Source organism: Pseudomonas shirazica (assembly GCF_015168335.1).
Classification (GTDB): Bacteria; Pseudomonadota; Gammaproteobacteria; order Pseudomonadales; family Pseudomonadaceae; genus Aquipseudomonas; species Aquipseudomonas asiatica.
In genome coordinates this window covers 3,968,165-3,989,771 of record NZ_CP063456.1, presented here as the reverse complement: position 1 = coordinate 3,989,771, position 21,607 = coordinate 3,968,165, and the positions used below count along the sequence as shown (strand labels likewise).

Below are 21,607 nucleotides of genomic sequence, written 5' to 3'. Positions count from 1 at the left end.
CATGCAAATTGGACTGGACTTCAACCTGGTCGAGGACCTGGTCGCGGGCGTCGACGAAGTGGGCCGTGGCCCGCTGTGCGGTGCAGTCGTGACCGCGGCGGTGATCCTCGACCCGGCGCGCCCGATCCTCGGCCTGAACGATTCGAAGAAACTCACCGAAGCCAAGCGCGAAGCGCTGTTCGACGAGATCTGCGAAAAGGCCTTGAGCTTCTGCATCGCGCGTGCCGAGGTCGAGGAAATCGACCGCCTGAACATCCTGCATGCGACCATGCTGGCCATGCAGCGCGCGGTGGAAGGCCTGCACATTACACCGAAGCTGGCCCTGATCGACGGTAACCGCTGCCCGAAACTGGCCGTACCGGCGTCGCCGGTAGTCAAGGGCGATAGCCAGGTGCCGGCCATCGCGGCGGCGTCGATCCTGGCCAAGGTGACCCGTGACCGGGAGATGAGCGCATTCGAGCTGATCTACCCGGGTTATGGCATTGGTGGGCACAAGGGGTACCCGACCCCGGTGCACCTCGAGGCGCTGGCACGGTTGGGGCCTACGCCCATTCATCGGCGCTCCTTTGCCCCGGTGCGGGCTGCGTGGGACGCACGTGAAGGCGTCACCGACTCCCTGATCTGACCTCTGGGGCCGCCTTGCGGCCCTTCGCGGGCACGCCCGCTCCCACAGGTATGGCGCCGTTCCCGAGGGCGATGATATTCCTCTGGGAGCGGGCGTGCCCGCGAAGGGCTGCGAAGCAGCCCCAAAAAACATCCCCATTTACGCTACAATCCCGCCCTTGTCGTTCAGCACTGCTACAGGATCTTCCATGTCGGTTCCCTTCGTTCACCTGCGCGTCCACTCCGAATTCTCGCTGGTCGACGGCCTGGTGCGGATCAAGCCGCTGGCCAAGGCGCTGGCCGGGATGAACATGCCGGCAGTGGCGATCACCGACCAGAGCAACATGTGCTCGCTGGTAAAGTTCTACAAGACTGCCATGGGCGCGGGCATCAAGCCGATCTGCGGCGCCGACCTGTGGCTGGCCGCTGCCGACCCGGAAGCACCGCTGTCGCGTATCTGCTTCCTGGCCATGAACCCCAAGGGGTACCGCAACCTCACCGAGCTGATCTCGCGCGGCTGGACCGAGGGCCAGCGCAACGGCCTGGTGATCCTTCAGCGTGAATGGATCGCCCCGGCCAGCGAGGGCCTGATCGCCCTGTCCGCAGGCAAGGAAGGTGACATCGGCATGGCCTTGCTGGCGGGGCGGCAAGATGAAGCCGAGGCCCTGCTGCAGGACTGGATGGCGATGTTCCCCGAGCGCTTCTATGTCGAGGTGCAGCGCACCAACCGCGCCCGCGACGAGGAATATGTGCACGCCGCCGTGGCCTTGGCCGACAGGTTCGGCGCTCCGCTGGTGGCAACCAACGATGTGCGTTTCATCAAGCAATCGGACTTCGATGCTCACGAAACCCGCGTATGCATCGGTGAGGGCTGGACCCTTGACGACCCGCGCCGCCCAAGGATGTACAGCGACCAGCAGTACCTGAAGTCGGCCGAAGAAATGACCGAACTGTTCAGCGACCTGCCCGACGCCATTGCCAACACCGTCGAGATTGCCAAGCGTTGCAACATCCAGGTGCAGCTGGGCAAATACTTCCTGCCCGACTTCCCCACGCCCAATGGCATGGGCATCGATGACTACCTGCGGCATGTGTCCCACGAAGGCCTGGAAGAGCGCCTGGCAGTGCTGTGGCCGAAAGAGACCACGCCCAACTACGAAGAGAAGCGCCAGGTTTACCTGGACCGCCTGAAGTTCGAACTGGACATCATCATCCAGATGGGCTTCCCCGGTTACTTCCTGATCGTGATGGACTTCATCAAGTGGGCCAAGAACAACGGTGTGCCGGTAGGCCCGGGCCGGGGGTCGGGTGCTGGCTCGCTGGTGGCCTACGTACTGAAGATCACCGACCTCGACCCGCTGGCCTACGACCTGCTGTTCGAGCGCTTCCTCAACCCTGAACGTATTTCCATGCCCGACTTCGACGTCGACTTCTGCATGGATGGCCGTGACCGGGTGATCGACTATGTGGCCGAAGCCTATGGCCGCAACGCGGTCAGCCAGATCATCACCTTCGGTACCATGGCGGCGAAGGCGGTGGTGCGAGACGTGGCGCGGGTACAGGGCAAGTCCTACGGCCTGGCCGACCGCCTGTCGAAGATGATCCCGTTCGAAGTGGGCATGACCCTGGAAAAGGCCTACGAGCAGGAAGAGATCCTGCGCGACTTCCTCAAGGGTGACGAAGACGCCCGCGAAATCTGGGACATGGCCCTGAAGCTCGAGGGCGTGACACGCGGTACCGGCAAGCACGCCGGTGGTGTGGTCATTGCCCCCACCAAGCTCACCGACTTCTCGCCGATCGCCTGTGATGAAGAGGGCGGCGGCCTGGTAACCCAGTTCGACAAGGATGACGTCGAGGCCGCCGGCCTGGTGAAGTTCGACTTCCTCGGCCTGCGGACCCTGACCATCATCAAGTGGGCGATGGAGATCATCAACCGCGAGCAGGCCAAGAAGAACCTGCCCGATGTAAACATCGACTTCATCCCACTGGACGACCGCAAGACCTACGAGCTGTTGCAGAAGGCCGAAACCACGGCGGTGTTCCAGCTTGAATCGCGGGGCATGAAAGAGCTGATCAAGAAGCTCAAGCCCGACTGCCTGGAAGACCTTATCGCACTGGTGGCGCTGTTCCGCCCAGGCCCGCTGCAGTCGGGCATGGTGGACGACTTCATCAACCGCAAGCACGGCCGCGCCGAGCTCGCCTACCCCCATCCGGACTACCAGTACGAAGGCCTGAAGCCGGTGCTGGCACCGACCTACGGCATCATCCTGTACCAGGAACAGGTGATGCAGATCGCCCAGGTGATGGCTGGCTATACCCTCGGCGGCGCCGACATGCTGCGCCGTGCGATGGGTAAGAAGAAGCCCGAGGAAATGGCCAAACAGCGCGGTGGTTTCATTGAAGGTTGTGCCAACAACAATATCGATGCAGACCTGGCTGGTAACATCTTCGACCTGGTGGAAAAGTTCGCCGGTTACGGCTTCAACAAATCCCACTCCGCCGCCTATGGCCTGGTTTCGTACCAGACCGCATGGCTGAAAACCCACCACCCGGCGCCGTTCATGGCTGCGGTGTTGTCGGCGGATATGCACAACACCGACAAGGTGGTGGTGCTGGTCGAGGAAGTGCGCAGCATGAAGCTGCGCCTCGACGCGCCCGACGTGAACTTCTCCGACTTCAAGTTCACCGTCAACAATGACGGGCGCATCGTCTACGGCCTGGGCGCCATCAAGGGCGTCGGCGAGGGCCCGGTGGAGGCGATCGTCGAGGCCCGCGCCCAGGGTGGCCCGTTCAAGGACCTGTTCGACTTCTGTGAGCGCATCGACCTCAAACGGGTCAACAAGCGTACCCTCGACGCGCTGATCCGCAGTGGTGCGCTGGACCGCCTGGGCCCGCACTTCCATGACGAGATCAAGGCCTACCACGCCAATATCGATATCAACCGTGCAACCCTGCTCTCGGCGCTGGGCGAGGCCATCAAGGCTGCCGAGCAGGCCGCCCACACAGCTGACAGTGGCCACGTCGACCTGTTCGGCGGCATGTTCGAAGAGGCGGATGCCGACGTCTACGCCAACCACCGCAAGGTGCGCGAACTGACCCTCAAGGAACGCCTGAAGGGCGAAAAGGACACCCTTGGCCTGTACCTCACCGGCCACCCGATCGACGAGTACGAGACCGAGATCCGCCGCTTCGCCCGCCAGCGCATCATCGACCTCAAGCCGTCACGCGATACCCAGACCATCGCCGGCATGATCATTGCCCTGCGGGTGATGAAGAACAAGAAGGGCGACAAGATGGGCTTCGTCACCCTGGATGACCGCTCCGGGCGCATCGAGGCGTCGCTGTTTGCCGATGCCTTCATGGCGGCACAGTCCTTGCTGCAGACCGATGCCATGGTGGTTGTCGAAGGCGAGGTCAGCAACGACGATTTCTCCGGTGGCCTGCGCCTGCGGGTGAAGCAGGTGATGACCATGGAAGATGCGCGCACCAAGCTGGCCGAGAGCCTGCGCCTGAAGGTGGCACACGAAGCGCTCAAGGGCGACCGGCTGAAGTGGCTGGGCGAGTTGATTACCCGCCATCGCGGCGCTTGCCCGATCACCCTCGAATACACCGGCAGCGACGCCAAGGCCATGCTGCAGTTCGGCGAGCAGTGGGCTATCGACCCGGCCGATGGGCTGATTCAGGCGCTGCGTGACCAGTTCGGGCGTGAGAACGTCTTCCTGCAATATCGTTGAACCGACAAAAATTTAATCTCGACCTGAATGCGCCTGATCCCTTAAGGTAGGGCGCCAAACGGATCAACCGGCCGGCCGCCTGGCCGTAGACCCAAGACGGATGACTATGAACCCGAATTTTCTCGATTTCGAACAGCCGATTGCCGACCTGCAAGCCAAGATCGAAGGCCTGCGCCTGGTAGGCAACGACAACTCGCTGAACATCAGCGATGAAATTGCCCGTCTGCAAGACAAGAGCAACACCCTGACCGAAAGCATCTTCGGCAACCTGACCAGCTGGCAGATCGCCCGCCTGGCTCGTCATCCGCGTCGTCCTTACACCCTGGACTACCTGGAGCACATCTTCACCGAGTTCGAAGAGCTGCACGGCGACCGCCACTTCTCCGACGACGCTGCCATCGTCGGTGGTACCGCGCGCCTGGATGGCAAGCCGGTCATGGTCATCGGTCACCAGAAGGGCCGCGAAGTGCGCGAGAAGGTACGCCGCAACTTCGGCATGCCGCGCCCTGAAGGCTACCGCAAGGCCTGCCGCCTGATGGAAATGGCCGAGCGCTTCAAGATGCCGATCCTGACCTTCATCGACACCCCGGGCGCCTACCCGGGCATCGACGCCGAAGAGCGCAACCAGAGCGAGGCCATCGCCTGGAACCTGCGCGTGATGGCGCGCCTGAAAACCCCGATCATCGCCACCGTGATCGGTGAGGGTGGTTCCGGCGGTGCGCTGGCCATCGGTGTGTGCGACCAGTTGAACATGCTGCAGTACTCCACCTACTCGGTGATCTCGCCGGAAGGCTGCGCCTCGATCCTGTGGAAGACTGCCGACAAGGCAGCCGACGCAGCCGAAGCCATGGGCATCACCGCCGAGCGCCTGAAGAGCCTGAACATCGTCGACAAGGTCATCCAGGAGCCGCTGGGCGGCGCCCACCGTGACCCGGCGAAGATGTCGGAAAGCATCCGTGCCGACCTGGTACAGCAGCTGGACATGCTCGGCAAGCTCGACCATGACGCGCTGCTGGCCCGCCGTTACGATCGCCTGATGAGCTACGGTCTCTGAGACACCCTGGGGCCGCTATGCGGCCCTTTCGCGACACAAGGCCGCTCCTACAGGGGATCGCGTAATCCTGTAGGAGCGGCCTTGTGTCGCGAAAGGGGTGCAAAGCACCCCCGGCAATCTCAAGCCATGTGAGGCCCCGATGATCAACCTCACCCCCTGGCTCAACGCCCCAGCCTGGTACATCGCCTTCTCCGGCGGCCTCGATTCCACCGTCCTCCTGCACCTGCTGGCCGACTACGCCCGCAATCACGCATCCCCTCCATTGCGCGCCATCCACGTCCACCACGGCCTGCAACCCGCCGCCGATGCCTGGCCCGCCCACTGCCAAACCGTCTGCGACAATCTCGGCATCGAACTCCAGGTCATCCATGTCCAGGTCACCCCCGGCGCCAGCCTCGAACAGGCCGCCCGCGACGCCCGCTATGCTGCCTTCAGGCAAGCGCTCGGCCCAGGCGACATCCTGTTCACCGGCCAGCACCGCGACGACCAGGCCGAAACCCTGCTGTTCCGCCTGCTGCGCGGCGCAGGCCTGCGTGGCATGGCTGCAATGCCGGGGCAGCGGGCTCTAGGGCAGGGCAGCCTGGTCAGGCCATTGCTGGGCTGTTCCCGCCAGCAACTGCAGGACCACGCCCAGGTCAATGGGCTGGCCTGGATCGAAGATCCCTCAAACGCTGACACACAATTTGCCCGCAATTACCTGCGCAGCGAAGTGTTTCCGCTGCTTCAGCAACGTTGGCCGCAGGCCAGCCAGAACCTGGCCCGCGCCGCCGAGCACCTGGGCGAAGCCCAAGGCCTGCTGGACGAGCTTGCCCAGGACGACCTGGCGCTCGCCGGGGAGGGCGCGCCGCTGGCTTGGCCGGGGCTGGACTCCCTCGACCTGGCTACCCTGGTGGCGCTGTCGCCGGCCCGTCAGCGCAATGCCCTGCAGTACTGGCTGAGCCACCGTACCCGGCTGCCCGACACCCGACACTGGGCCGGCTGGGCGGACCTGCGCGATGCCGCGGCCGATGCCCGGCCCGCCTGGCAACTTGCCGATGGGCAGTTGCTGCGCAGTCATGGCCGCATCTGGTGGTTGAGTGGTGACTGGCTGCAGCTGCCCGTCGGCGAACTGCCCTGGGCCGATCCCGCCAAGCCTTTGCTGTTGCCGGGTAACGGCAGGGTGCGTCTTGTTGGCGCAGCGCCGCTGGACGGCTTGCGTATTGCCTACCGCCAGGGCGGTGAAGTGCTGGATGTCCCCGGCCGCGGCCGACGCGACCTCAAGCGCCTGTTAAACGAACTGCAGGTGCCGCTTTTCCTGCGCCCGCGCCTGCCACTGCTGTACCAGGGCGAACGCTTGCTGGCGGTGGCCAACCTGCCCGGGCTGGTGCAGGCTGATTGCCAGCTGTCCTGGCAGTTGCCGACGAACGCGCAAGGTTTGAGCTGAAGGGTACATTCGGGTAGACTACCCTCCCTTCTTGATACAGCTTCTGTGGGTTCCGCGAAAACACAGGAGTTGCCGATTACCAAGCAGTTTTTTGCTGGGCTGATTCTGGAAATGACGAGCGAGCTCCATGCCGGGGATACCCCTGGTCTGTACAGACGCGGCAGTTTTTCGAGATGCACTGTGATTGACGCAGGTGATCGGGGGCTTCGGCCTTCCTTCGCTTTCTCCGGCGGCGCTGGCCGCCTTAACGCAGACTTCTAGGGTTTTTCATGACGCGCTACATATTCGTCACGGGCGGTGTTGTTTCTTCATTGGGGAAAGGCATTGCCTCGGCTTCCCTGGCGGCCATCCTGGAAGCGCGGGGCCTGAAGGTCACCATGCTCAAGCTGGATCCGTACATCAACGTCGATCCGGGCACCATGAGCCCGTTCCAGCACGGTGAAGTGTTCGTCACCCACGATGGCGCCGAGACCGACCTCGACCTGGGCCACTACGAGCGGTTCATCCGCACCACCATGACCCAGAACAACAACTTCACCACCGGCCGCATCTACGAGCACGTACTGCGCAAGGAACGTCGTGGTGACTACCTGGGCGCGACCATCCAGGTCATCCCGCACATTACCGACGAAATCAAGCGTCGCATCATCAAGGGCGCCGGCGATGCCGACGTGGCCCTGGTGGAAATCGGCGGTACCGTGGGTGACATCGAGTCGCAGCCGTTCCTCGAAGCCATCCGCCAGCTGCGCGTCGAAGTGGGCTCCAAGCGCGCCATGCTGATGCACCTGACCCTGGTCCCGTACATCGCCACCGCTGGCGAGACCAAGACCAAGCCGACCCAGCACTCGGTCAAGGAGCTGCGCTCCATCGGCCTGCAGCCTGACGTGCTGATCTGCCGCTCCGACCACCCGGTCGATGCCTCGTCGCGTCGCAAGATCGCGCTGTTCACCAACGTTGAAGAGCGTGCGGTGATCTCGCTGGAAGACGTCGACACCATCTACAAGATCCCGGGCGTGCTGCACGCACAGGGCCTGGACGATTTCGTCGTCGAGCGTTTCGGCCTGCAGTGCAATGGCGCCGACCTGTCCGAGTGGGACAAGGTGGTCGATGCCAAGCTCAACCCTGAGCACGAAGTGACCATCGCCATGGTCGGCAAGTACATGGAACTGCTGGATGCGTACAAGTCGCTGATCGAAGCGATGAGCCACGCCGGCATCACCAACCGCACCAAGGTCAACCTGCGCTACATCGACTCGGAAGACATCGAGAACCAGGGCACCAGCCTGCTCGAAGGCGCCGATGCCATCCTGGTGCCGGGCGGTTTCGGCCTGCGAGGCGTGGAAGGCAAGATCACCGCGGTGCAATACGCCCGTGAGAACAAGGTGCCGTACCTGGGTATCTGCCTGGGCATGCAGGTGGCCGTGATCGAATTCGCCCGTAACGTGATGGGCTGGAAGGACGCCAACTCCACCGAGTTCGACCGCAACAGCGGCCACCCGGTAGTCGGCCTGATCACCGAGTGGGCCGATGCCACCGGTGCCGTCGAAACCCGCAGCGAAGCCTCCGACCTGGGCGGTACCATGCGTCTGGGCGCACAGGACTGCCAGCTGGCGGCCGGTTCCAAGGTGCACGATTGCTACGGCAAGGACGTGATCACCGAGCGTCACCGCCATCGCTACGAAGTGAACAACAACCTGCTGCCGCAACTGATCGATGCCGGCCTGGTGGTTTCCGGCCGCTCTGAAGACGGCGCGCTGGTGGAAGTGGTGGAGTCCAAGGACCACCCATGGTTCGTCGCCTGCCAGTTCCACCCGGAATTCACCTCGACCCCGCGTGACGGCCACCCGCTGTTCAGCGGCTTCGTCAAGGCAGCCCTGGCTCAGAAGAACAAGGCCTGATCAATGACCCAGAAGATCATTCGCGTCGGTAACATCGAGATAGCCAACGACAAGCCGTTCGTCCTGTTCGGCGGCATGAACGTCCTGGAGTCCCGTGACCTGGCAATGAAGGTCTGCGAAGAGTACGTGCGGGTGACCGAGAAGCTCGGTATCCCGTACGTGTTCAAGGCCAGCTTCGACAAGGCCAACCGTTCGTCGGTGACCTCGTACCGTGGCCCGGGCATGGAAGAGGGGCTGAAGATCTTCGAAGAGATCAAGCGCACCTTCAACGTGCCGGTCATCACCGACGTGCACGAGCCTTACCAGGCCGAGCCTGTAGCCAAGGTGTGCGACATCATCCAGCTGCCGGCCTTCCTGTCGCGGCAGACCGACCTGGTGGTGGCCATGGCCAAGACCGGCGCAGTGATCAACATCAAGAAGGCCCAGTTCCTCGCGCCCCAGGAAATGAAACACATCCTGACCAAGTGCGAAGAAGCCGGTAACGACCAGTTGATTCTCTGCGAGCGTGGTTCGAGCTTCGGCTACAACAACCTGGTGGTGGACATGCTCGGCTTCGGCATCATGAAGCAGTTCGAGTACCCGGTGTTCTTCGACGTGACCCACGCCCTGCAGATGCCGGGTGGTCGCGCCGATTCCGCCGGTGGTCGCCGCGCCCAGGTCACCGACCTGGCCAAGGCCGGCATGAGCCAAGGCCTGGCAGGGCTGTTCCTCGAAGCACACCCCGATCCGGACAACGCCAAGTGCGATGGCCCATGTGCCCTGCGCCTGGACAAACTGGAGCCATTCCTGGCCCAGCTCAAGCAACTGGACGACCTGGTGAAAAGTTTTCCGACGGTAGAAACCGCGTAAAGCTCAATTCTCGGGTAAAGTACCGTCCGATCCACCCCTGACCAGTCGGTCAGGGGTTCCCTTCACCCGGCCTGCCCACTGCAAGTCCGCCCGGTGAACGGCAAGAATTTCCTAAGCTAAGTTGTTTTCGTCAATTCTGGAGTGCTTACAACAATGGCAAAAATCGTCGACATCAAAGGTCGTGAAGTTCTCGATTCGCGTGGCAACCCCACCGTGGAAGCCGATGTACTGCTCGACAACGGCATCATCGGCAGCGCTTGCGCGCCGTCCGGTGCTTCCACTGGCTCGCGCGAAGCGCTGGAGCTGCGTGATGGCGACAAGAGCCGTTACCTGGGCAAGGGCGTGCTGAAGGCCGTCGCCAACATCAACGGCCCGATCCGTGACCTGCTGCTGGGCAAGGACCCTGCCGACCAGAAGGCCCTGGACCGCGCCATGATCGAGCTGGACGGTACCGAGAACAAGGCCAAGCTGGGCGCCAACGCCATCCTGGCCGTTTCCCTGGCTGCCGCCAAGGCCGCTGCCCAGGACCAGGACCTGCCGCTGTACGCGCACATCGCCAACCTGAACGGCACCCCTGGCCAGTACTCGATGCCGGTACCGATGATGAACATCATCAACGGTGGCGAGCACGCCGACAACAACGTCGACATCCAGGAGTTCATGGTACAGCCGGTTGGCGCCAAGACCTTCTCCGACGGCCTGCGCATGGGTACCGAAATCTTCCACCACCTCAAAGCCGTGCTCAAGGCCCGTGGTCTGAACACCGCCGTTGGTGACGAAGGTGGTTTCGCCCCTAACCTGGCTTCCAACGAAGACGCCCTGGGCGCCATCGCCGAAGCTGTCGAGAAAGCCGGCTACAAGCTGGGCACCGACGTGACCCTGGCCCTGGACTGCGCGGCTTCCGAGTTCTACGAAGACGGCAAGTACAACCTGTCCGGCGAAGGCAAGTCGTTCGACGCCGAAGGCTTTGCCGAGTACCTGAAAGGCCTGACCGAGCGCTTCCCGATCATCTCGATCGAAGACGGCCTGGACGAGTCCGACTGGGCTGGCTGGAAGATCCTCACCGACAAGATCGGCACCAAGGTGCAGCTGGTTGGCGACGACCTGTTCGTGACCAACACCAAGATCCTCAAGGAAGGCATCGAGAAGGGCATCGGTAACTCGATCCTGATCAAGTTCAACCAGATCGGCTCGCTGACCGAAACCCTGGAAGCCATCCAGATGGCCAAGGCTGCTGGCTACACCGCGGTGATTTCGCACCGTTCCGGTGAAACCGAAGACTCGACCATTGCCGACCTGGCCGTGGGTACTGCTGCTGGCCAGATCAAGACTGGTTCGCTGTGCCGTTCCGACCGCGTTTCCAAGTACAACCAGCTGCTGCGCATCGAAGAGCAACTGGGTGCCAAAGCGGTTTACCGCGGTCGTGCCGAGTTTCGCGGCTAAGCAAGAGATGGTAAAAAGACAGCAGCCGGAGTTGTAGGAACGTTCGTACTGTTCTTTCCTACATTCCAACGGGTTTCTGTCGACGAAGCCTGGCCTCGGCCAGGCTTCGTGCTATTCGAGGCCCCGAAGTAAAAAGTACCCGGCAGCCTTTTTAACCTGGATAACGTGATGCGCAGTCCCTATTGGTTGTTCCTCGTCCTGCTCCTGCTGCTGGGTGGCCTGCAGTACCGCCTGTGGGTGGGTAATGGCAGCCTGGCGCAAGTGACCGAGCTGAAGCAGCAGATTGCCGAGCAGCATGCCGAAAACGAGCGCTTGCTCGAGCGCAACCGCGTGCTCGATGCCGAAGTGCTGGAGCTGAAAAAAGGCATGGAGACCGTTGAAGAGCGGGCTCGCCACGAATTGGGGATGGTCAAAGAGGGCGAAACCCTCTTCCAGTTGCCACAGAAATGATCGAAACCTTACCGGCCTTCTGGGCTGTGATTCCTGCTGCGGGCGTAGGTGCCCGCATGGCTGCCGACCGCCCTAAGCAGTATCTGGAGCTGGCCGGGCAGACCATTCTCGAGCACAGCCTCGACTGTTTTCTTGGCCACCCGATGCTCAAGGGCGTGGTGGTCAGCATTGCCGAAGATGACCCGTACTGGCCTCGCCTGCGCTGCGCCAGCGACCCGCGCATCCAGCGCGCCGCGGGTGGCCGCGAGCGTGCCGACTCGGTGCTCAATGCATTGCTGATGCTGCATGCTCAAGGGGCGGCGGACAGCGACTGGGTGCTTGTGCATGATGCCGCGCGACCAAACCTGGCGCGCAGCGATCTGGACAAGCTGTTGTCGGAGCTGGCAGGCGACCCGGTGGGTGGCCTGCTGGCGGTGCCGGCGCGCGATACCCTCAAGCGGGCCGATGCCGATGGTCGGGTGGGCGCTACCGTCGACCGCAGCACCATCTGGCAGGCCTATACGCCGCAGATGTTCCGCCTGGGGGCGTTGCATCGGGCACTGGCCGAGTGCCTTGTGTCGGATGTGCTGGTGACCGACGAGTCCTCTGCCATCGAGTGGTCCGGCCAGGCGCCGCGGCTGGTCGAAGGGCGCAGCGACAACATCAAGGTGACCCGGCCGGAAGACTTGGAGTGGTTGCGCCAGCGTTGGGCAGGGCGCCGCTGAATTTCTTGCCCTGTGCCGGCCTCTTCGCGGGTAAACCCGCTCCCACAGGTATCGCACATCCCTTCAGGTTTGCGCTGTACCTGTGGGAGCGGGTTTACCCGCGAAGAGGCCAGACCAGCCAGCACAAGGTTTCAGTTCAAGCGATACTCCGGCAACCCCGCCAACCCTTCTTTCAGGTAATCCACCAGCCGCCGAACCTTCGGCGACAGGTGCCGCTGCTGCGGATACAGCGCCCACACCGCGGTATTCGGTGGCTGGTGCGCCTCAAGCAACGACACCAGCGCACCACTGTTCAAGTGCTCCAGCACGTAGTAATCCGGCAACTGGCACAACCCCATCCCCTGCAGCGCCGCGTCCAGCACCGCCTGCCCGCTGTTGCAACGCCAGTTGCCCTGGACTCGCTGGCTGATCTCGCGGCCGTCCTGCTGCAGCGCCCACAAATCCGAACTGCCTACCAGGCAGTTGTGCCGCGCCAGTTCCGACAGGCTGTGCGGCCGACCATAACGTTCCAGGTAGGCCGGCGAAGCGCACAGGTACATGCGCCGGGGTGCCAGGCGGGTTGCCACCAGTCGTGAGTCGGCCAGCCGGCCCAGGCGGATGGCCAGGTCCATGCCTTCATGCACCAGGTCGAGGGTATGGTTGCTCAGTTCCACATCCACCCGCAGCTGCGGGTAAAGCGCCATGAACCGCGTCACCAGCGGCACGATGAAACGCTCGCCGTAGGCCACCGCGCAGGTCATGCGCAGCAGCCCCTTGGGCTCGCTGGCCAGATCGCCCATGGCGCGTAGAGCTTCCTCGCGGCCATCCTGCAGGCGCTGGCAGTGCTGCAGGAATGTCTGCCCGGCCTCGCTCAGGGTCACCCGCCGGGTGCTGCGGTACAGCAGGCGCGTCTGCAGCCGTTCCTCCAGCCGGGCGATCTGCCGGCTGATGTGCGACGAGGAAACCCCCAGGCGCTCTGCGGCCGCGGTGAACTGGCCCGACTCGGCCACGGCGACGAACTCGTCGATGCCTTCCCAGCGGCTGCTCATTGATTATCCCTGTATGGCAATAATGTTTTGTCTCTGGCCTGATTATTCATCAAAAGTCGGTGAATTACACTGCCAGACTGAATCGACACTCTGTCTGGAGACCTTTGATGATCAAGTCCCGTGCTGCCGTAGCTTTCGAAGCCAAGAAACCCCTGGAAATCGTCGAAGTCGACGTGGCCATGCCCAAGGCCGGTGAAGTGCTGCTGCGGGTGGTCGCCAGCGGTGTCTGCCACACCGACGCCTACACCCTGTCGGGCGCCGACCCGGAGGGCATCTTCCCGTCGATCCTCGGTCACGAAGGTGGCGCGATCGTCGAGGCGGTAGGCGAGGGGGTCACCTCGGTCGCCGTCGGTGACCACGTCATTCCGCTGTACACCCCGGAATGCGGCAAGTGCAAGTTCTGCCTCTCGGGCAAGACCAACCTTTGCCAGGCCATCCGCGCCACCCAGGGCAAGGGCCTGATGCCGGACGGCACCACGCGCTTCTCCTACAAAGGCCAGCAACTGTTCCACTACATGGGTACCTCGACCTTCTCCGAGTACACCGTGCTGCCGGAAATCTCCGTGGCCAAGATCCAGAAAGAAGCGCCGCTGGAAAAGGTCTGCCTGCTGGGTTGTGGCGTCACCACCGGTATCGGCGCGGTGCTCAACACCGCCAAGGTCAAGCCGGGTGACACCGTGGCCATCTTCGGCCTGGGCGGCATCGGCCTGTCGGCAGTGATCGGTGCGGTCAAGGCCAAGGCGTCGCGCATCATTGCCATCGACATCAACCCGGCCAAATTCGAAATCGCCCGCCAGCTGGGTGCCACCGACTGCATCAACCCGAAAGACTACGACCGCCCGATCCAGGAAGTGATCGTCGACCTCACCGACGGCGGCGTGGACTTCTCCTTCGAGTGCATCGGCAACGTGCAGCTGATGCGTGCTGCGCTGGAATGCTGCCACAAGGGCTGGGGCGAGTCGGTGATCATCGGCGTGGCCGGCGCCGGCCAGGAAATCGCCACTCGTCCGTTCCAGCTGGTCACCGGCCGTGTATGGCGTGGTTCGGCGTTCGGTGGCGTGCGTGGTCGCAGCGAGCTGCCGAGCTACGTGGAAATGTCCGAGAAGGGCGAGATCCCGCTGGATACCTTCATCACCCACACCATGGGCCTGGAAGACATCAACAAGGCCTTCGACCTGATGCATGAAGGCAAGAGCATCCGCAGCGTCATCCACTTCTGAGGTTTGCCATGAGCCTGGATAACATCTCCTGCCAGAAGAGCTTCGGCGGCTGGCACAAGCGTTACCGGCATCACTCCAAGGTGCTGGGTTGCGACATGGTGTTCGCCGTCTACCTGCCGCCGCAGGCCGAACAGGGCGAAAAGCTGCCGGTGCTGTATTGGCTCAGCGGCCTAACCTGCACCGACGAGAACTTCATGCAGAAGGCCGGCGCCCAGCGCCTAGCCGCGGAGCTTGGGTTGATCATCGTCGCCCCCGACACCAGCCCGCGTGGCGAGCAGGTGCCGGGCGACCCGGACGGTGCCTGGGACTTCGGCCTGGGTGCTGGCTTCTACCTCAATGCCACTCAGCAGCCCTGGGCCCAGCACTACCGCATGCACGACTATGTGGTGGAGGAGTTGCCCGCGTTGATCGAGGCGCACTTCCCGGCTTCGGGCGAGCGCAGCATCAGTGGCCACTCCATGGGTGGGCATGGCGCGCTGGTGTGCGCCTTGCGCAACCCGGGGCGCTACCGCTCGGTGTCGGCGTTCTCGCCGATCAGCAACCCGATGGATTGCCCGTGGGGCGAGAAAGCCTTCAGCCGCTACCTGGGTGAAGACCGTGCGCGCTGGCGCGAGTGGGATGCCAGCGTGCTGCTGGCCGAGGCTCCGGCCGGCGAATGCCCGCCGTTGCTGGTGGACCAGGGCGACCGTGACGACTTCCTCGAAAAGCAGCTCAAGCCTGAAGCGCTGGAGCAGGCGGCACGCAAAGGGGGGCATGAACTGACCCTGCGCCTGCAGCCTGGCTATGACCACAGCTACTACTTCATCGCCAGCTTCATCGAGGAGCATCTGCGTCATCATGCGGTGGCCTTGGGGCGGGTGTGAGGCGTAGCTGCGCGATCGCCTGTAGGAGCAGCCTTGTGCTGCGAATGGGCTGCGAAGCAGACCCTGGGTCTAACGCTATCGCCGATATTGCCGGGGCCGCTTTGCGGCCCATTCGCAGCACTAGGCTGCTCCTACAACGACGGCCCCAATACCGGTTAAAGCAGGTAGAATCACGCCCTGACTCATTCAGGGCGTTTTTCTATGCGTATTGGCCACGGCTACGATGTGCACCGTTTCTGCGACGGTGATTTCATTACCCTGGGCGGGGTGCGTATCCCCCACAAATACGGCCTCCTGGCCCACTCCGATGGCGACGTGCTGCTGCACGCCCTGAGCGATGCCTTGCTTGGCGCGGCGGCGCTGGGTGACATCGGCAAACATTTCCCCGACACCGATCCGCAGTTCAAGGGCGCCGACAGCCGGGTGCTGCTGCGTCATGTGGTCGGCATCGTCCAGGCCAAGGGCTGGAAGGTCGGCAACATCGACGCCACCATCGTCGCCCAGGCGCCGAAGATGGCCCCGCACATCGAGACCATGCGCAAGCTGATCGCCGAAGACCTGCAGGTCGAACTCGACCAGGTCAACGTCAAGGCTACCACCACCGAGAAGCTCGGCTTCACCGGCCGCGAGGAGGGCATCGCCGTGCATTCGGTAGCCCTGCTGCTGCCAGCATGACCGAACTGGAACTGTTGGGCCCGCGTGCGTCGGGCGAACCACTGGGTACCGCCGTTCTCAAGGCAGTGGCCGAAGATTTCCAGGTCGACGAAGTGCTGGACATCCCGCTGTCGGGACAGGGCGAGCACTTGTGGCTGTGGGTCGAAAAGCGTGACCTGAACACCGAGGAGGCGGCCCGCCGGCTGGCCCGTGCCGCTGGGGTGCCGGTGCGCACGATCAGCTACGCCGGCCTCAAGGACCGCCAGGCCCTGACCCGCCAGTGGTTCAGCCTGCACCTGCCCGGCAAGGCCGACCCGGACCTGTCGCGTGCCGAGGATGCCAGCCTGCGTGTGCTCAAGCAGGTGCGCCACCAGCGCAAGCTGCAGCGCGGTGCGCATTCGGCCAACGGCTTCACGCTGCGCCTGACTGCCCTGGCTGCCGATCACCAAGCGGTGGATGCGCGCCTGGAACAGCTCAAGCATTACGGTGTGCCGAATTATTTCGGCACCCAGCGCTTCGGCCACGGTGGCGGCAACGTTCACGACGCTCTTGATTGGGCCGCACGCAATGCCCTGCCCGAACAGCGCAACGTGCGTTCGCGGTTGCTCTCGGCCGGGCGCAGCTACCTGTTCAACCAGGTGCTGGCAGCCCGTGTTGCCGACGGCAGCTGGGCGCGTGCGCAGGTGGGCGACCTGTTGGCGTTCACCACGAGTCGTAGCTTCTTTCCTGCTGGGGAGTCGGAATGTTCCGATCCTCGGCTGGCGATTCTTGACCTGCATCCGACCGGCCCGCTGTGGGGGGCAGGCGATTCGCCGGCTACGGGGAGTACTGCGCAACAAGAGGATGCGATCGCCGCACGGCAGCCGGCACTTTGCCAGTGGCTGGCCCTGGCGGGCATGGATCACGAACGACGCATTCTGCGGCTCCCTATTGGCGGTCTTACGTGGCATTATCCCGAGCCTGATATCCTGCAACTGGAATTCGTCCTTCCGGCCGGATGTTTCGCCACCGTGGTGGTGCGCGAAATCGTGGATCTGGTGTCGGCGGGGCAGACGGACAGCTCATGCGTATTCTGATTTCGAACGACGACGGTGTTACCGCACCCGGCATCGCCGCGCTGCATGCTGCGCTGGTGGATTACGCCGAGTGCGTGGTTATTGCCCCGGATCAAGACAAGAGCGGCGCCAGCAGTTCGCTGACGCTGGACCGGCCACTGCACCCGCAGACCTTGGCCAATGGCTTCATCAGCCTCAACGGCACGCCGACCGACTGCGTGCATCTGGGGCTCAATGGGCTGTTGCCACAGGCGCCGGACATGGTTGTGTCGGGGATCAACCTCGGTGCCAACCTGGGTGACGACGTGCTCTATTCGGGCACGGTCGCGGCCGCGTTGGAAGGCCGTTTCCTCGGCGGTACCTCGCTGGCGTTTTCGCTGTTGTCGCGCCAGCCGGACAACCTGCCCACCGCGGCCCACATCGCCCGCCGCCTGGTCGAGGCTCAGTCGCGCCTGGCCTTGCCGCCGCGTACCGTGCTCAACGTCAATATCCCCAACCTGCCGCTGGAGCACATTCGTGGTATCCAGCTCACCCGCCTCGGTCACCGGGCGCGGGCGGCGGCGCCGACCAAGGTGGTCAACCCGCGCGGCAAGGAAGGCTACTGGATCGCTGTCGCCGGGGATGCCGAGGACGGTGGCCCGGGGACCGACTTCCATGCGGTGATGCAAGGCTATGTATCGATCACTCCGCTGCAGCTCGACCGCACCTTCAGTGATGCCTTCGAGCAGCTCGACGGTTGGCTGGAGGGCCTGCTCTGATGCGCGAGGACGATATGCTGCGGCGTGGCATCGGCATGACCTCCCAGCGCACCCGGGAGCGGCTGATCCAGCGCCTGTGCGAGGAGGGCGTTTCGAACACCAAGGTGCTCGACGTCATCCGTCGTACCCCGCGCCACCTGTTCGTCGACGAGGCGCTGGCGCATCGCGCCTACGAAGACACCGCGCTGCCGATCGGCCACAACCAGACGATCTCGCAGCCGTTCATGGTTGCCCACATGAGTGAACTGCTGCTCGAGGCCGGGCCGCTGGACAAGGTGCTGGAGATCGGCACCGGCTCGGGCTACCAGACGGCAATCCTGGCCCAGTTGGTCGAGCGGGTGTTCTCGGTGGAACGCATCAAGGTGCTGCAGGACCGGGCCAAGGAGCGCCTGGTGGAACTGAACCTGCGCAACGTGGTGTTCCGCTGGGGGGATGGTTGCGAAGGCTGGCCGGCGCTGGCGCCGTACAACGGCATCATCGTCACCGCCGTGGCGCCGGAAGTGCCGCAGGCATTGCTCGACCAGCTGGCGCCCGGTGGCCGTATGGTGATCCCGGTGGGGCCAGCCGGCGAAACCCAGCAGCTGATGCTGATCGTGCGCGAGGAGCATGGATTCTCCCGCCGCGTGCTGGGGGCCGTGCGCTTCGTACCGCTGCTCAACGGCCCGCTGGCCTGAACACTGCTGGTTCGAGTCGCGCGATATTTTTGCGCCAGCACCGAATTCTTGCTGCAACGCCCTGTCTATCTGGCGGGGTGAAGCGCTAGCGCACAGCGTGTTGCAAGGCTTTGCAGCAGTCTTTCACCAACCCTGCCAATGCGGGCGGGCTTGGTTATAATTGCAATAATATTGCATTTCTTGTCTTCATATCGTTTTCGGCACCATGAGGGGAGCGCGGGTGGGTCACACAGTCATTCGGCAGCGCAAGGACGGGTCGGGTTTCACGCTTCTGGTGATTGCACTGGCCATGGGCGCGCTACTGGTGGGTTGCTCGAGCACCAGCAGCAACAGCGCGCGGGTGGTCGACCGCAACAACACCGTGCCCAAGCGCCCGGCAGTAACCACCGGGCAGTACATCGTCAAACCTGGCGATACGCTGTTCTCCATCGCCTTCCGTTATGGCTGGGACTACAAGGAGCTGGCTGCGCGCAACGGTATCGCGGCGCCTTACACCATTCGCCCGGGGCAAGCGATTCGTTTCAGCAGCGGCTCTACCGGCAGCACCACGGTGGTGTCCAGCCCGTCGTCGTCGAGCAAGACCACGGTCATCCGGCGGCCTGTGGGAAGCACCAGCACACCTACTGGCAACACCAGCAAACCGGCCACGCCGGCAGCCTCCAGCAGCGCCCCGGTGGTCGCCACGGTGCCTGCCGCGGAGCGCGCGGTAGGTGGCTGGACCTGGCCTGCCAACGGCGTGCTGATTGGAAAATTCGCTTCAAACGGTAGTTTGAATAAAGGCATTGATATCGCCGGTGATTTGGGACAGCCTGTTTTTGCTGCGTCTGATGGTGCAGTGGTGTACGCCGGGAGTGGCTTGAGGGGCTACGGCGAACTGATCATCATCAAGCACAGCGATACCTACGTCAGTGCCTACGGCCATAACCGCAGGCTGTTGGTTCGGGAGGGGCAGCAGGTCAAGGCAGGGCAGTCGATTGCTGAAATGGGGTCCACGGGCACAGATCGGGTGAAGCTGCATTTCGAGATTCGCCGCCAGGGCAAACCCGTCGATCCGCTCCAGTTCCTGCCACGTCGTTGACCGTTGTACCCGGCCTGTTCCTGTGATGTAGAGGGGACAGGCTCCAGCGCTGCCAGGGAGATAGGTGCCGCTCGAGTCTGAGTTCGAACTCAGCAAAGGACTATAACAATGGCTCTCAGTAAAGAAGTGCCGGAGTTTGACATCGACGATGACCTGCTTCTGATGGAGACGGGAATCGTTTTGGAAACGGATGTGGTGTCAGACGAACCTGCTGTATCTTCGGTTCGGACGAGGGCCAAGTCGGGCTCTTCGCTCAAGCAACACAAGTACATCGATTACAGCCGGGCGCTCGATGCCACCCAGTTGTATCTCAACGAGATAGGATTCTCGCCTCTGCTTTCGCCGGAAGAGGAAGTGCACTTTGCGCGTCTGTCGCAAAAGGGCGACCCTGCCGGCCGCAAGCGCATGATCGAAAGCAACCTGCGCCTGGTTGTAAAAATTGCCCGTCGTTACGTGAACCGCGGCCTGTCGCTGCTCGACCTGATCGAGGAGGGCAACCTTGGGCTGATCCGTGCGGTCGAGAAGTTCGACCCGGAGCGTGGTTTCCGGTTCTCGACCTATGCGACCTGGTGGATTCGCCAGACCATCGAGCGGGCGATCATGAACCAGACCCGCACCATTCGCCTGCCGATCCACGTGGTCAAGGAACTGAACGTCTACCTGCGCGCTGCGCGCGAGCTGACCCAGAAACTGGACCACGAACCCTCGCCAGAAGAAATCGCCACGCTGCTGGAGAAACCGGTCGCCGAGGTCAAGCGCATGCTCGGCCTGAACGAGCGGGTGTCTTCGGTGGATGTGTCGCTCGGCCCGGACTCGGACAAGACCCTGCTCGATACCCTGACCGACGACCGCCCGACCGACCCATGCGAACTGCTGCAGGATGATGACCTGTCGCAGAGCATCGACCAGTGGCTGGGCGAGTTGACCGACAAGCAGCGTGAAGTGGTGGTGCGCCGCTTTGGCTTGCGCGGGCATGAAAGCAGCACCCTGGAAGATGTCGGACTGGAGATTGGCCTGACCCGCGAACGGGTGCGGCAGATCCAGGTCGAGGGGCTCAAGCGTTTGCGTGAGATTCTCGAGAAGAACGGCCTGTCCAGTGAGTCCTTGTTCCAGTAGCGGAAGCCTGTAGCACAAAGCGCCCCGATGATTTCGGGGCGTTTTTGTTTGTGGCGATCAGAGGTGTCCCATTCAAAATTGCGGGGGCGCTTTGCGCCCCTTTCGCGACACAAGGCCGCTCCCACAGGTATTTCATCGCCTTTGAATGTACCGCTATCCTGTGGGAGCGGCCTTGTGTCGCGAAAGGGCTGCAAAGCAGCCCCAAGACATTATGTACCGCGCTACCCCAATAACATTGCGTGTAAGCCTTTGCTTACTTGTTCTGTAAGCCTTCTATGTACGCTTCAGTAAATCATTGTCGTATCCAGATCCTGCGTTTTCCCAACCTCTTGAAAATCCTGACTTATTCAGCTGTGAGGAAATGTGTCACCTGCAACACCCTGTGAGGTTTCGCGGTTGCCGGCCAGGCTCAAGTCGCTAGTATTCGAACTGTGCACAGGGACATGCACAGGCTTTCAGGAGGAAAGCCAGGGACATCGCAAGACGCGATTTCATCAGGATGATGTTTGGGACAAGCAGGGACTACGGAAAAAATGTGGGCGGGTCAAACCGCCCCTTTTTTTTGCCTGCAGAAAACAAAAAAGGCCCCAAAGGGCCTTTTTAGTGTCCGGACGCTATCAGCGCTCCAGATCTGCAATCTTGCCAGTCTTGCCATCCCATTCCTCAGCGTCCGGCAGGGCGTCCTTACGCTCGGTGATGTTCGGCCAGATTTCCGCCAGTTCGGCGTTCAGCTCGATGAAGTTTTCCATGCCCGCAGGCACTTCGTCTTCCGAGAAGATGGCTTGCGCTGGGCATTCCGGCTCGCACAAGGCGCAGTCGATGCACTCGTCCGGATGGATGACCAGGAAGTTCGGGCCTTCGTAGAAGCAGTCCACCGGACAGACTTCCACGCAGTCGGTGTATTTGCATTTGATGCAGTTGTCGGTGACGACGAAGGTCATTTCTAATTCTCTCCTCAGGCGACGGCGGCGGCCCTTCCTCTCAGGGCCGCGCGGTTTACGGG

At 62.8% G+C, this 21,607-nt stretch carries 19 protein-coding genes; 17 read left to right on the top strand and 2 right to left on the bottom strand.

All coding sequences use genetic code 11. From position 1 onward, the window contains the following. Nucleotide 1 precedes the first annotated feature (1 nt). The 9 genes from rnhB (at nucleotide 2) to ispD (ending at nucleotide 12,158) form a co-directional block, all read left to right on the top strand. Nucleotides 2-625, top strand: coding sequence for a ribonuclease HII (gene rnhB, locus IMX18_RS18435; RefSeq protein WP_013971261.1), 624 nt, complete (start codon nucleotides 2-4; stop codon nucleotides 623-625). A gap of 187 nt (nucleotides 626-812) precedes the next feature. After that, complete coding sequence (gene dnaE / locus IMX18_RS18430) at nucleotides 813-4,337, top strand: DNA polymerase III subunit alpha (RefSeq protein ID WP_013971262.1); 3,525 nt, start codon at nucleotides 813-815, stop codon at nucleotides 4,335-4,337. Nucleotides 4,338-4,443: 106 nt separating this feature from the next. Beyond that, on the top strand, nucleotides 4,444-5,391 hold the full coding sequence (accA, locus tag IMX18_RS18425) for an acetyl-CoA carboxylase carboxyl transferase subunit alpha (RefSeq protein WP_015269200.1): 948 nt from the start codon (nucleotides 4,444-4,446) through the stop codon (nucleotides 5,389-5,391). A 139-nt stretch (nucleotides 5,392-5,530) separates the two neighbouring features. Next, the gene (tilS, locus tag IMX18_RS18420) at nucleotides 5,531-6,814 is read left to right on the top strand and encodes a tRNA lysidine(34) synthetase TilS (RefSeq protein WP_100412977.1); all 1,284 of its coding nucleotides are present in this window, start codon (nucleotides 5,531-5,533) and stop codon (nucleotides 6,812-6,814) included. Nucleotides 6,815-7,083: 269 nt separating this feature from the next. Continuing rightward, nucleotides 7,084-8,712, top strand: coding sequence for a CTP synthase (locus IMX18_RS18415; protein WP_004375437.1), 1,629 nt, complete (start codon nucleotides 7,084-7,086; stop codon nucleotides 8,710-8,712). A gap of 3 nt (nucleotides 8,713-8,715) precedes the next feature. Next, a complete protein-coding gene (kdsA, locus tag IMX18_RS18410; RefSeq protein WP_025337985.1) occupies nucleotides 8,716-9,561 on the top strand; it encodes a 3-deoxy-8-phosphooctulonate synthase in 846 nt (281 codons plus the stop codon). 153 nt (nucleotides 9,562-9,714) lie between these two features. After that, nucleotides 9,715-11,004 carry a phosphopyruvate hydratase gene (eno, locus tag IMX18_RS18405; RefSeq protein ID WP_015269203.1) on the top strand — a complete coding sequence of 430 codons (1,290 nt, stop codon included), beginning with the start codon at nucleotides 9,715-9,717 and terminating at the stop codon, nucleotides 11,002-11,004. Between the two features lie 168 nt (nucleotides 11,005-11,172). After that, on the top strand, nucleotides 11,173-11,454 hold the full coding sequence (ftsB, locus tag IMX18_RS18400) for a cell division protein FtsB (RefSeq protein WP_004375443.1): 282 nt from the start codon (nucleotides 11,173-11,175) through the stop codon (nucleotides 11,452-11,454). Further along, entirely contained in the window at nucleotides 11,451-12,158 is a 708-nt protein-coding gene (ispD, locus tag IMX18_RS18395; RefSeq protein ID WP_015269204.1) for a 2-C-methyl-D-erythritol 4-phosphate cytidylyltransferase, read from the top strand. Before ftsB ends, ispD begins: the two co-directional genes overlap by 4 nt. A 131-nt stretch (nucleotides 12,159-12,289) precedes the next feature. Here the strand turns inward: ispD and IMX18_RS18390 are convergent, their stop codons facing one another. Then, on the bottom strand, nucleotides 12,290-13,186 hold the full coding sequence (locus tag IMX18_RS18390) for a LysR substrate-binding domain-containing protein (protein WP_015269205.1): 897 nt from the start codon (nucleotides 13,184-13,186) through the stop codon (nucleotides 12,290-12,292). A 107-nt stretch (nucleotides 13,187-13,293) separates the two neighbouring features. On the opposite strand from IMX18_RS18390, the gene IMX18_RS18385 reads away from it, so the two are divergent. The 8 genes from IMX18_RS18385 (at nucleotide 13,294) to rpoS (ending at nucleotide 20,604) form a co-directional block, all read left to right on the top strand. Further along, a complete protein-coding gene (locus IMX18_RS18385) occupies nucleotides 13,294-14,406 on the top strand; it encodes an S-(hydroxymethyl)glutathione dehydrogenase/class III alcohol dehydrogenase (RefSeq protein ID WP_016712915.1) in 1,113 nt (370 codons plus the stop codon). An 8-nt stretch (nucleotides 14,407-14,414) separates the two neighbouring features. After that, nucleotides 14,415-15,269 (top strand): S-formylglutathione hydrolase, encoded by an 855-nt coding sequence (gene fghA, locus IMX18_RS18380; protein WP_054573190.1) that lies wholly within the window; start codon nucleotides 14,415-14,417, stop codon nucleotides 15,267-15,269. 201 nt (nucleotides 15,270-15,470) lie between these two features. Next, nucleotides 15,471-15,944, top strand: a complete 474-nt coding sequence (gene ispF / locus IMX18_RS18375) for a 2-C-methyl-D-erythritol 2,4-cyclodiphosphate synthase (RefSeq protein ID WP_015269207.1) — start codon at nucleotides 15,471-15,473, stop codon at nucleotides 15,942-15,944. Next, a complete protein-coding gene (truD, locus tag IMX18_RS18370; protein WP_015269208.1) occupies nucleotides 15,941-16,999 on the top strand; it encodes a tRNA pseudouridine(13) synthase TruD in 1,059 nt (352 codons plus the stop codon). The genes ispF and truD overlap by 4 nt, the downstream gene beginning before the upstream one ends. After that, nucleotides 16,987-17,736, top strand: a complete 750-nt coding sequence (surE, locus tag IMX18_RS18365) for a 5'/3'-nucleotidase SurE (RefSeq protein WP_013971274.1) — start codon at nucleotides 16,987-16,989, stop codon at nucleotides 17,734-17,736. The genes truD and surE overlap by 13 nt, the downstream gene beginning before the upstream one ends. 35 nt (nucleotides 17,737-17,771) lie before the next feature. Then, nucleotides 17,772-18,410, top strand: a complete 639-nt coding sequence (locus IMX18_RS18360; RefSeq protein ID WP_015269209.1) for a protein-L-isoaspartate(D-aspartate) O-methyltransferase — start codon at nucleotides 17,772-17,774, stop codon at nucleotides 18,408-18,410. Nucleotides 18,411-18,630: 220 nt separating this feature from the next. Next, nucleotides 18,631-19,488 carry a peptidoglycan DD-metalloendopeptidase family protein gene (locus IMX18_RS18355; protein WP_061303132.1) on the top strand — a complete coding sequence of 286 codons (858 nt, stop codon included), beginning with the start codon at nucleotides 18,631-18,633 and terminating at the stop codon, nucleotides 19,486-19,488. A 108-nt stretch (nucleotides 19,489-19,596) separates the two neighbouring features. Next, complete coding sequence (gene rpoS / locus IMX18_RS18350) at nucleotides 19,597-20,604, top strand: RNA polymerase sigma factor RpoS (protein ID WP_013971277.1); 1,008 nt, start codon at nucleotides 19,597-19,599, stop codon at nucleotides 20,602-20,604. A gap of 617 nt (nucleotides 20,605-21,221) precedes the next feature. Here the strand turns inward: rpoS and fdxA are convergent. After that, complete coding sequence (fdxA, locus tag IMX18_RS18345) at nucleotides 21,222-21,545, bottom strand: ferredoxin FdxA (RefSeq protein ID WP_004375459.1); 324 nt, start codon at nucleotides 21,543-21,545, stop codon at nucleotides 21,222-21,224. Between the last annotated feature and the right edge of the window lie 62 nt (nucleotides 21,546-21,607).

Bases quoted from the DNA above. Each gene is read 5' to 3' on its own strand.
- dnaE (WP_013971262.1), top strand. From the start codon at position 813: ATGTCGGTTCCCTTCGTTCACCTGCGCGTCCACTCCGAATTCTCGCTG.
- IMX18_RS18385 (WP_016712915.1), top strand. From the start codon at position 13,294: ATGATCAAGTCCCGTGCTGCCGTAGCTTTCGAAGCCAAGAAACCCCTG.
- accA (WP_015269200.1), top strand. From the start codon at position 4,444: ATGAACCCGAATTTTCTCGATTTCGAACAGCCGATTGCCGACCTGCAA.
- fghA (WP_054573190.1), top strand. From the start codon at position 14,415: ATGAGCCTGGATAACATCTCCTGCCAGAAGAGCTTCGGCGGCTGGCAC.
- kdsA (WP_025337985.1), top strand. From the start codon at position 8,716: ATGACCCAGAAGATCATTCGCGTCGGTAACATCGAGATAGCCAACGAC.
- IMX18_RS18360 (WP_015269209.1), top strand. From the start codon at position 17,772: ATGACCTCCCAGCGCACCCGGGAGCGGCTGATCCAGCGCCTGTGCGAG.
- truD (WP_015269208.1), top strand. From the start codon at position 15,941: ATGACCGAACTGGAACTGTTGGGCCCGCGTGCGTCGGGCGAACCACTG.
- tilS (WP_100412977.1), top strand. From the start codon at position 5,531: ATGATCAACCTCACCCCCTGGCTCAACGCCCCAGCCTGGTACATCGCC.
- surE (WP_013971274.1), top strand. From the start codon at position 16,987: ATGCGTATTCTGATTTCGAACGACGACGGTGTTACCGCACCCGGCATC.
- IMX18_RS18390 (WP_015269205.1), bottom strand. From the start codon at position 13,186: ATGAGCAGCCGCTGGGAAGGCATCGACGAGTTCGTCGCCGTGGCCGAG.
- fdxA (WP_004375459.1), bottom strand. From the start codon at position 21,545: ATGACCTTCGTCGTCACCGACAACTGCATCAAATGCAAATACACCGAC.
- eno (WP_015269203.1), top strand. From the start codon at position 9,715: ATGGCAAAAATCGTCGACATCAAAGGTCGTGAAGTTCTCGATTCGCGT.
- ispF (WP_015269207.1), top strand. From the start codon at position 15,471: ATGCGTATTGGCCACGGCTACGATGTGCACCGTTTCTGCGACGGTGAT.
- ispD (WP_015269204.1), top strand. From the start codon at position 11,451: ATGATCGAAACCTTACCGGCCTTCTGGGCTGTGATTCCTGCTGCGGGC.
- rpoS (WP_013971277.1), top strand. From the start codon at position 19,597: ATGGCTCTCAGTAAAGAAGTGCCGGAGTTTGACATCGACGATGACCTG.
- rnhB (WP_013971261.1), top strand. From the start codon at position 2: ATGCAAATTGGACTGGACTTCAACCTGGTCGAGGACCTGGTCGCGGGC.
- ftsB (WP_004375443.1), top strand. From the start codon at position 11,173: ATGCGCAGTCCCTATTGGTTGTTCCTCGTCCTGCTCCTGCTGCTGGGT.
- IMX18_RS18415 (WP_004375437.1), top strand. From the start codon at position 7,084: ATGACGCGCTACATATTCGTCACGGGCGGTGTTGTTTCTTCATTGGGG.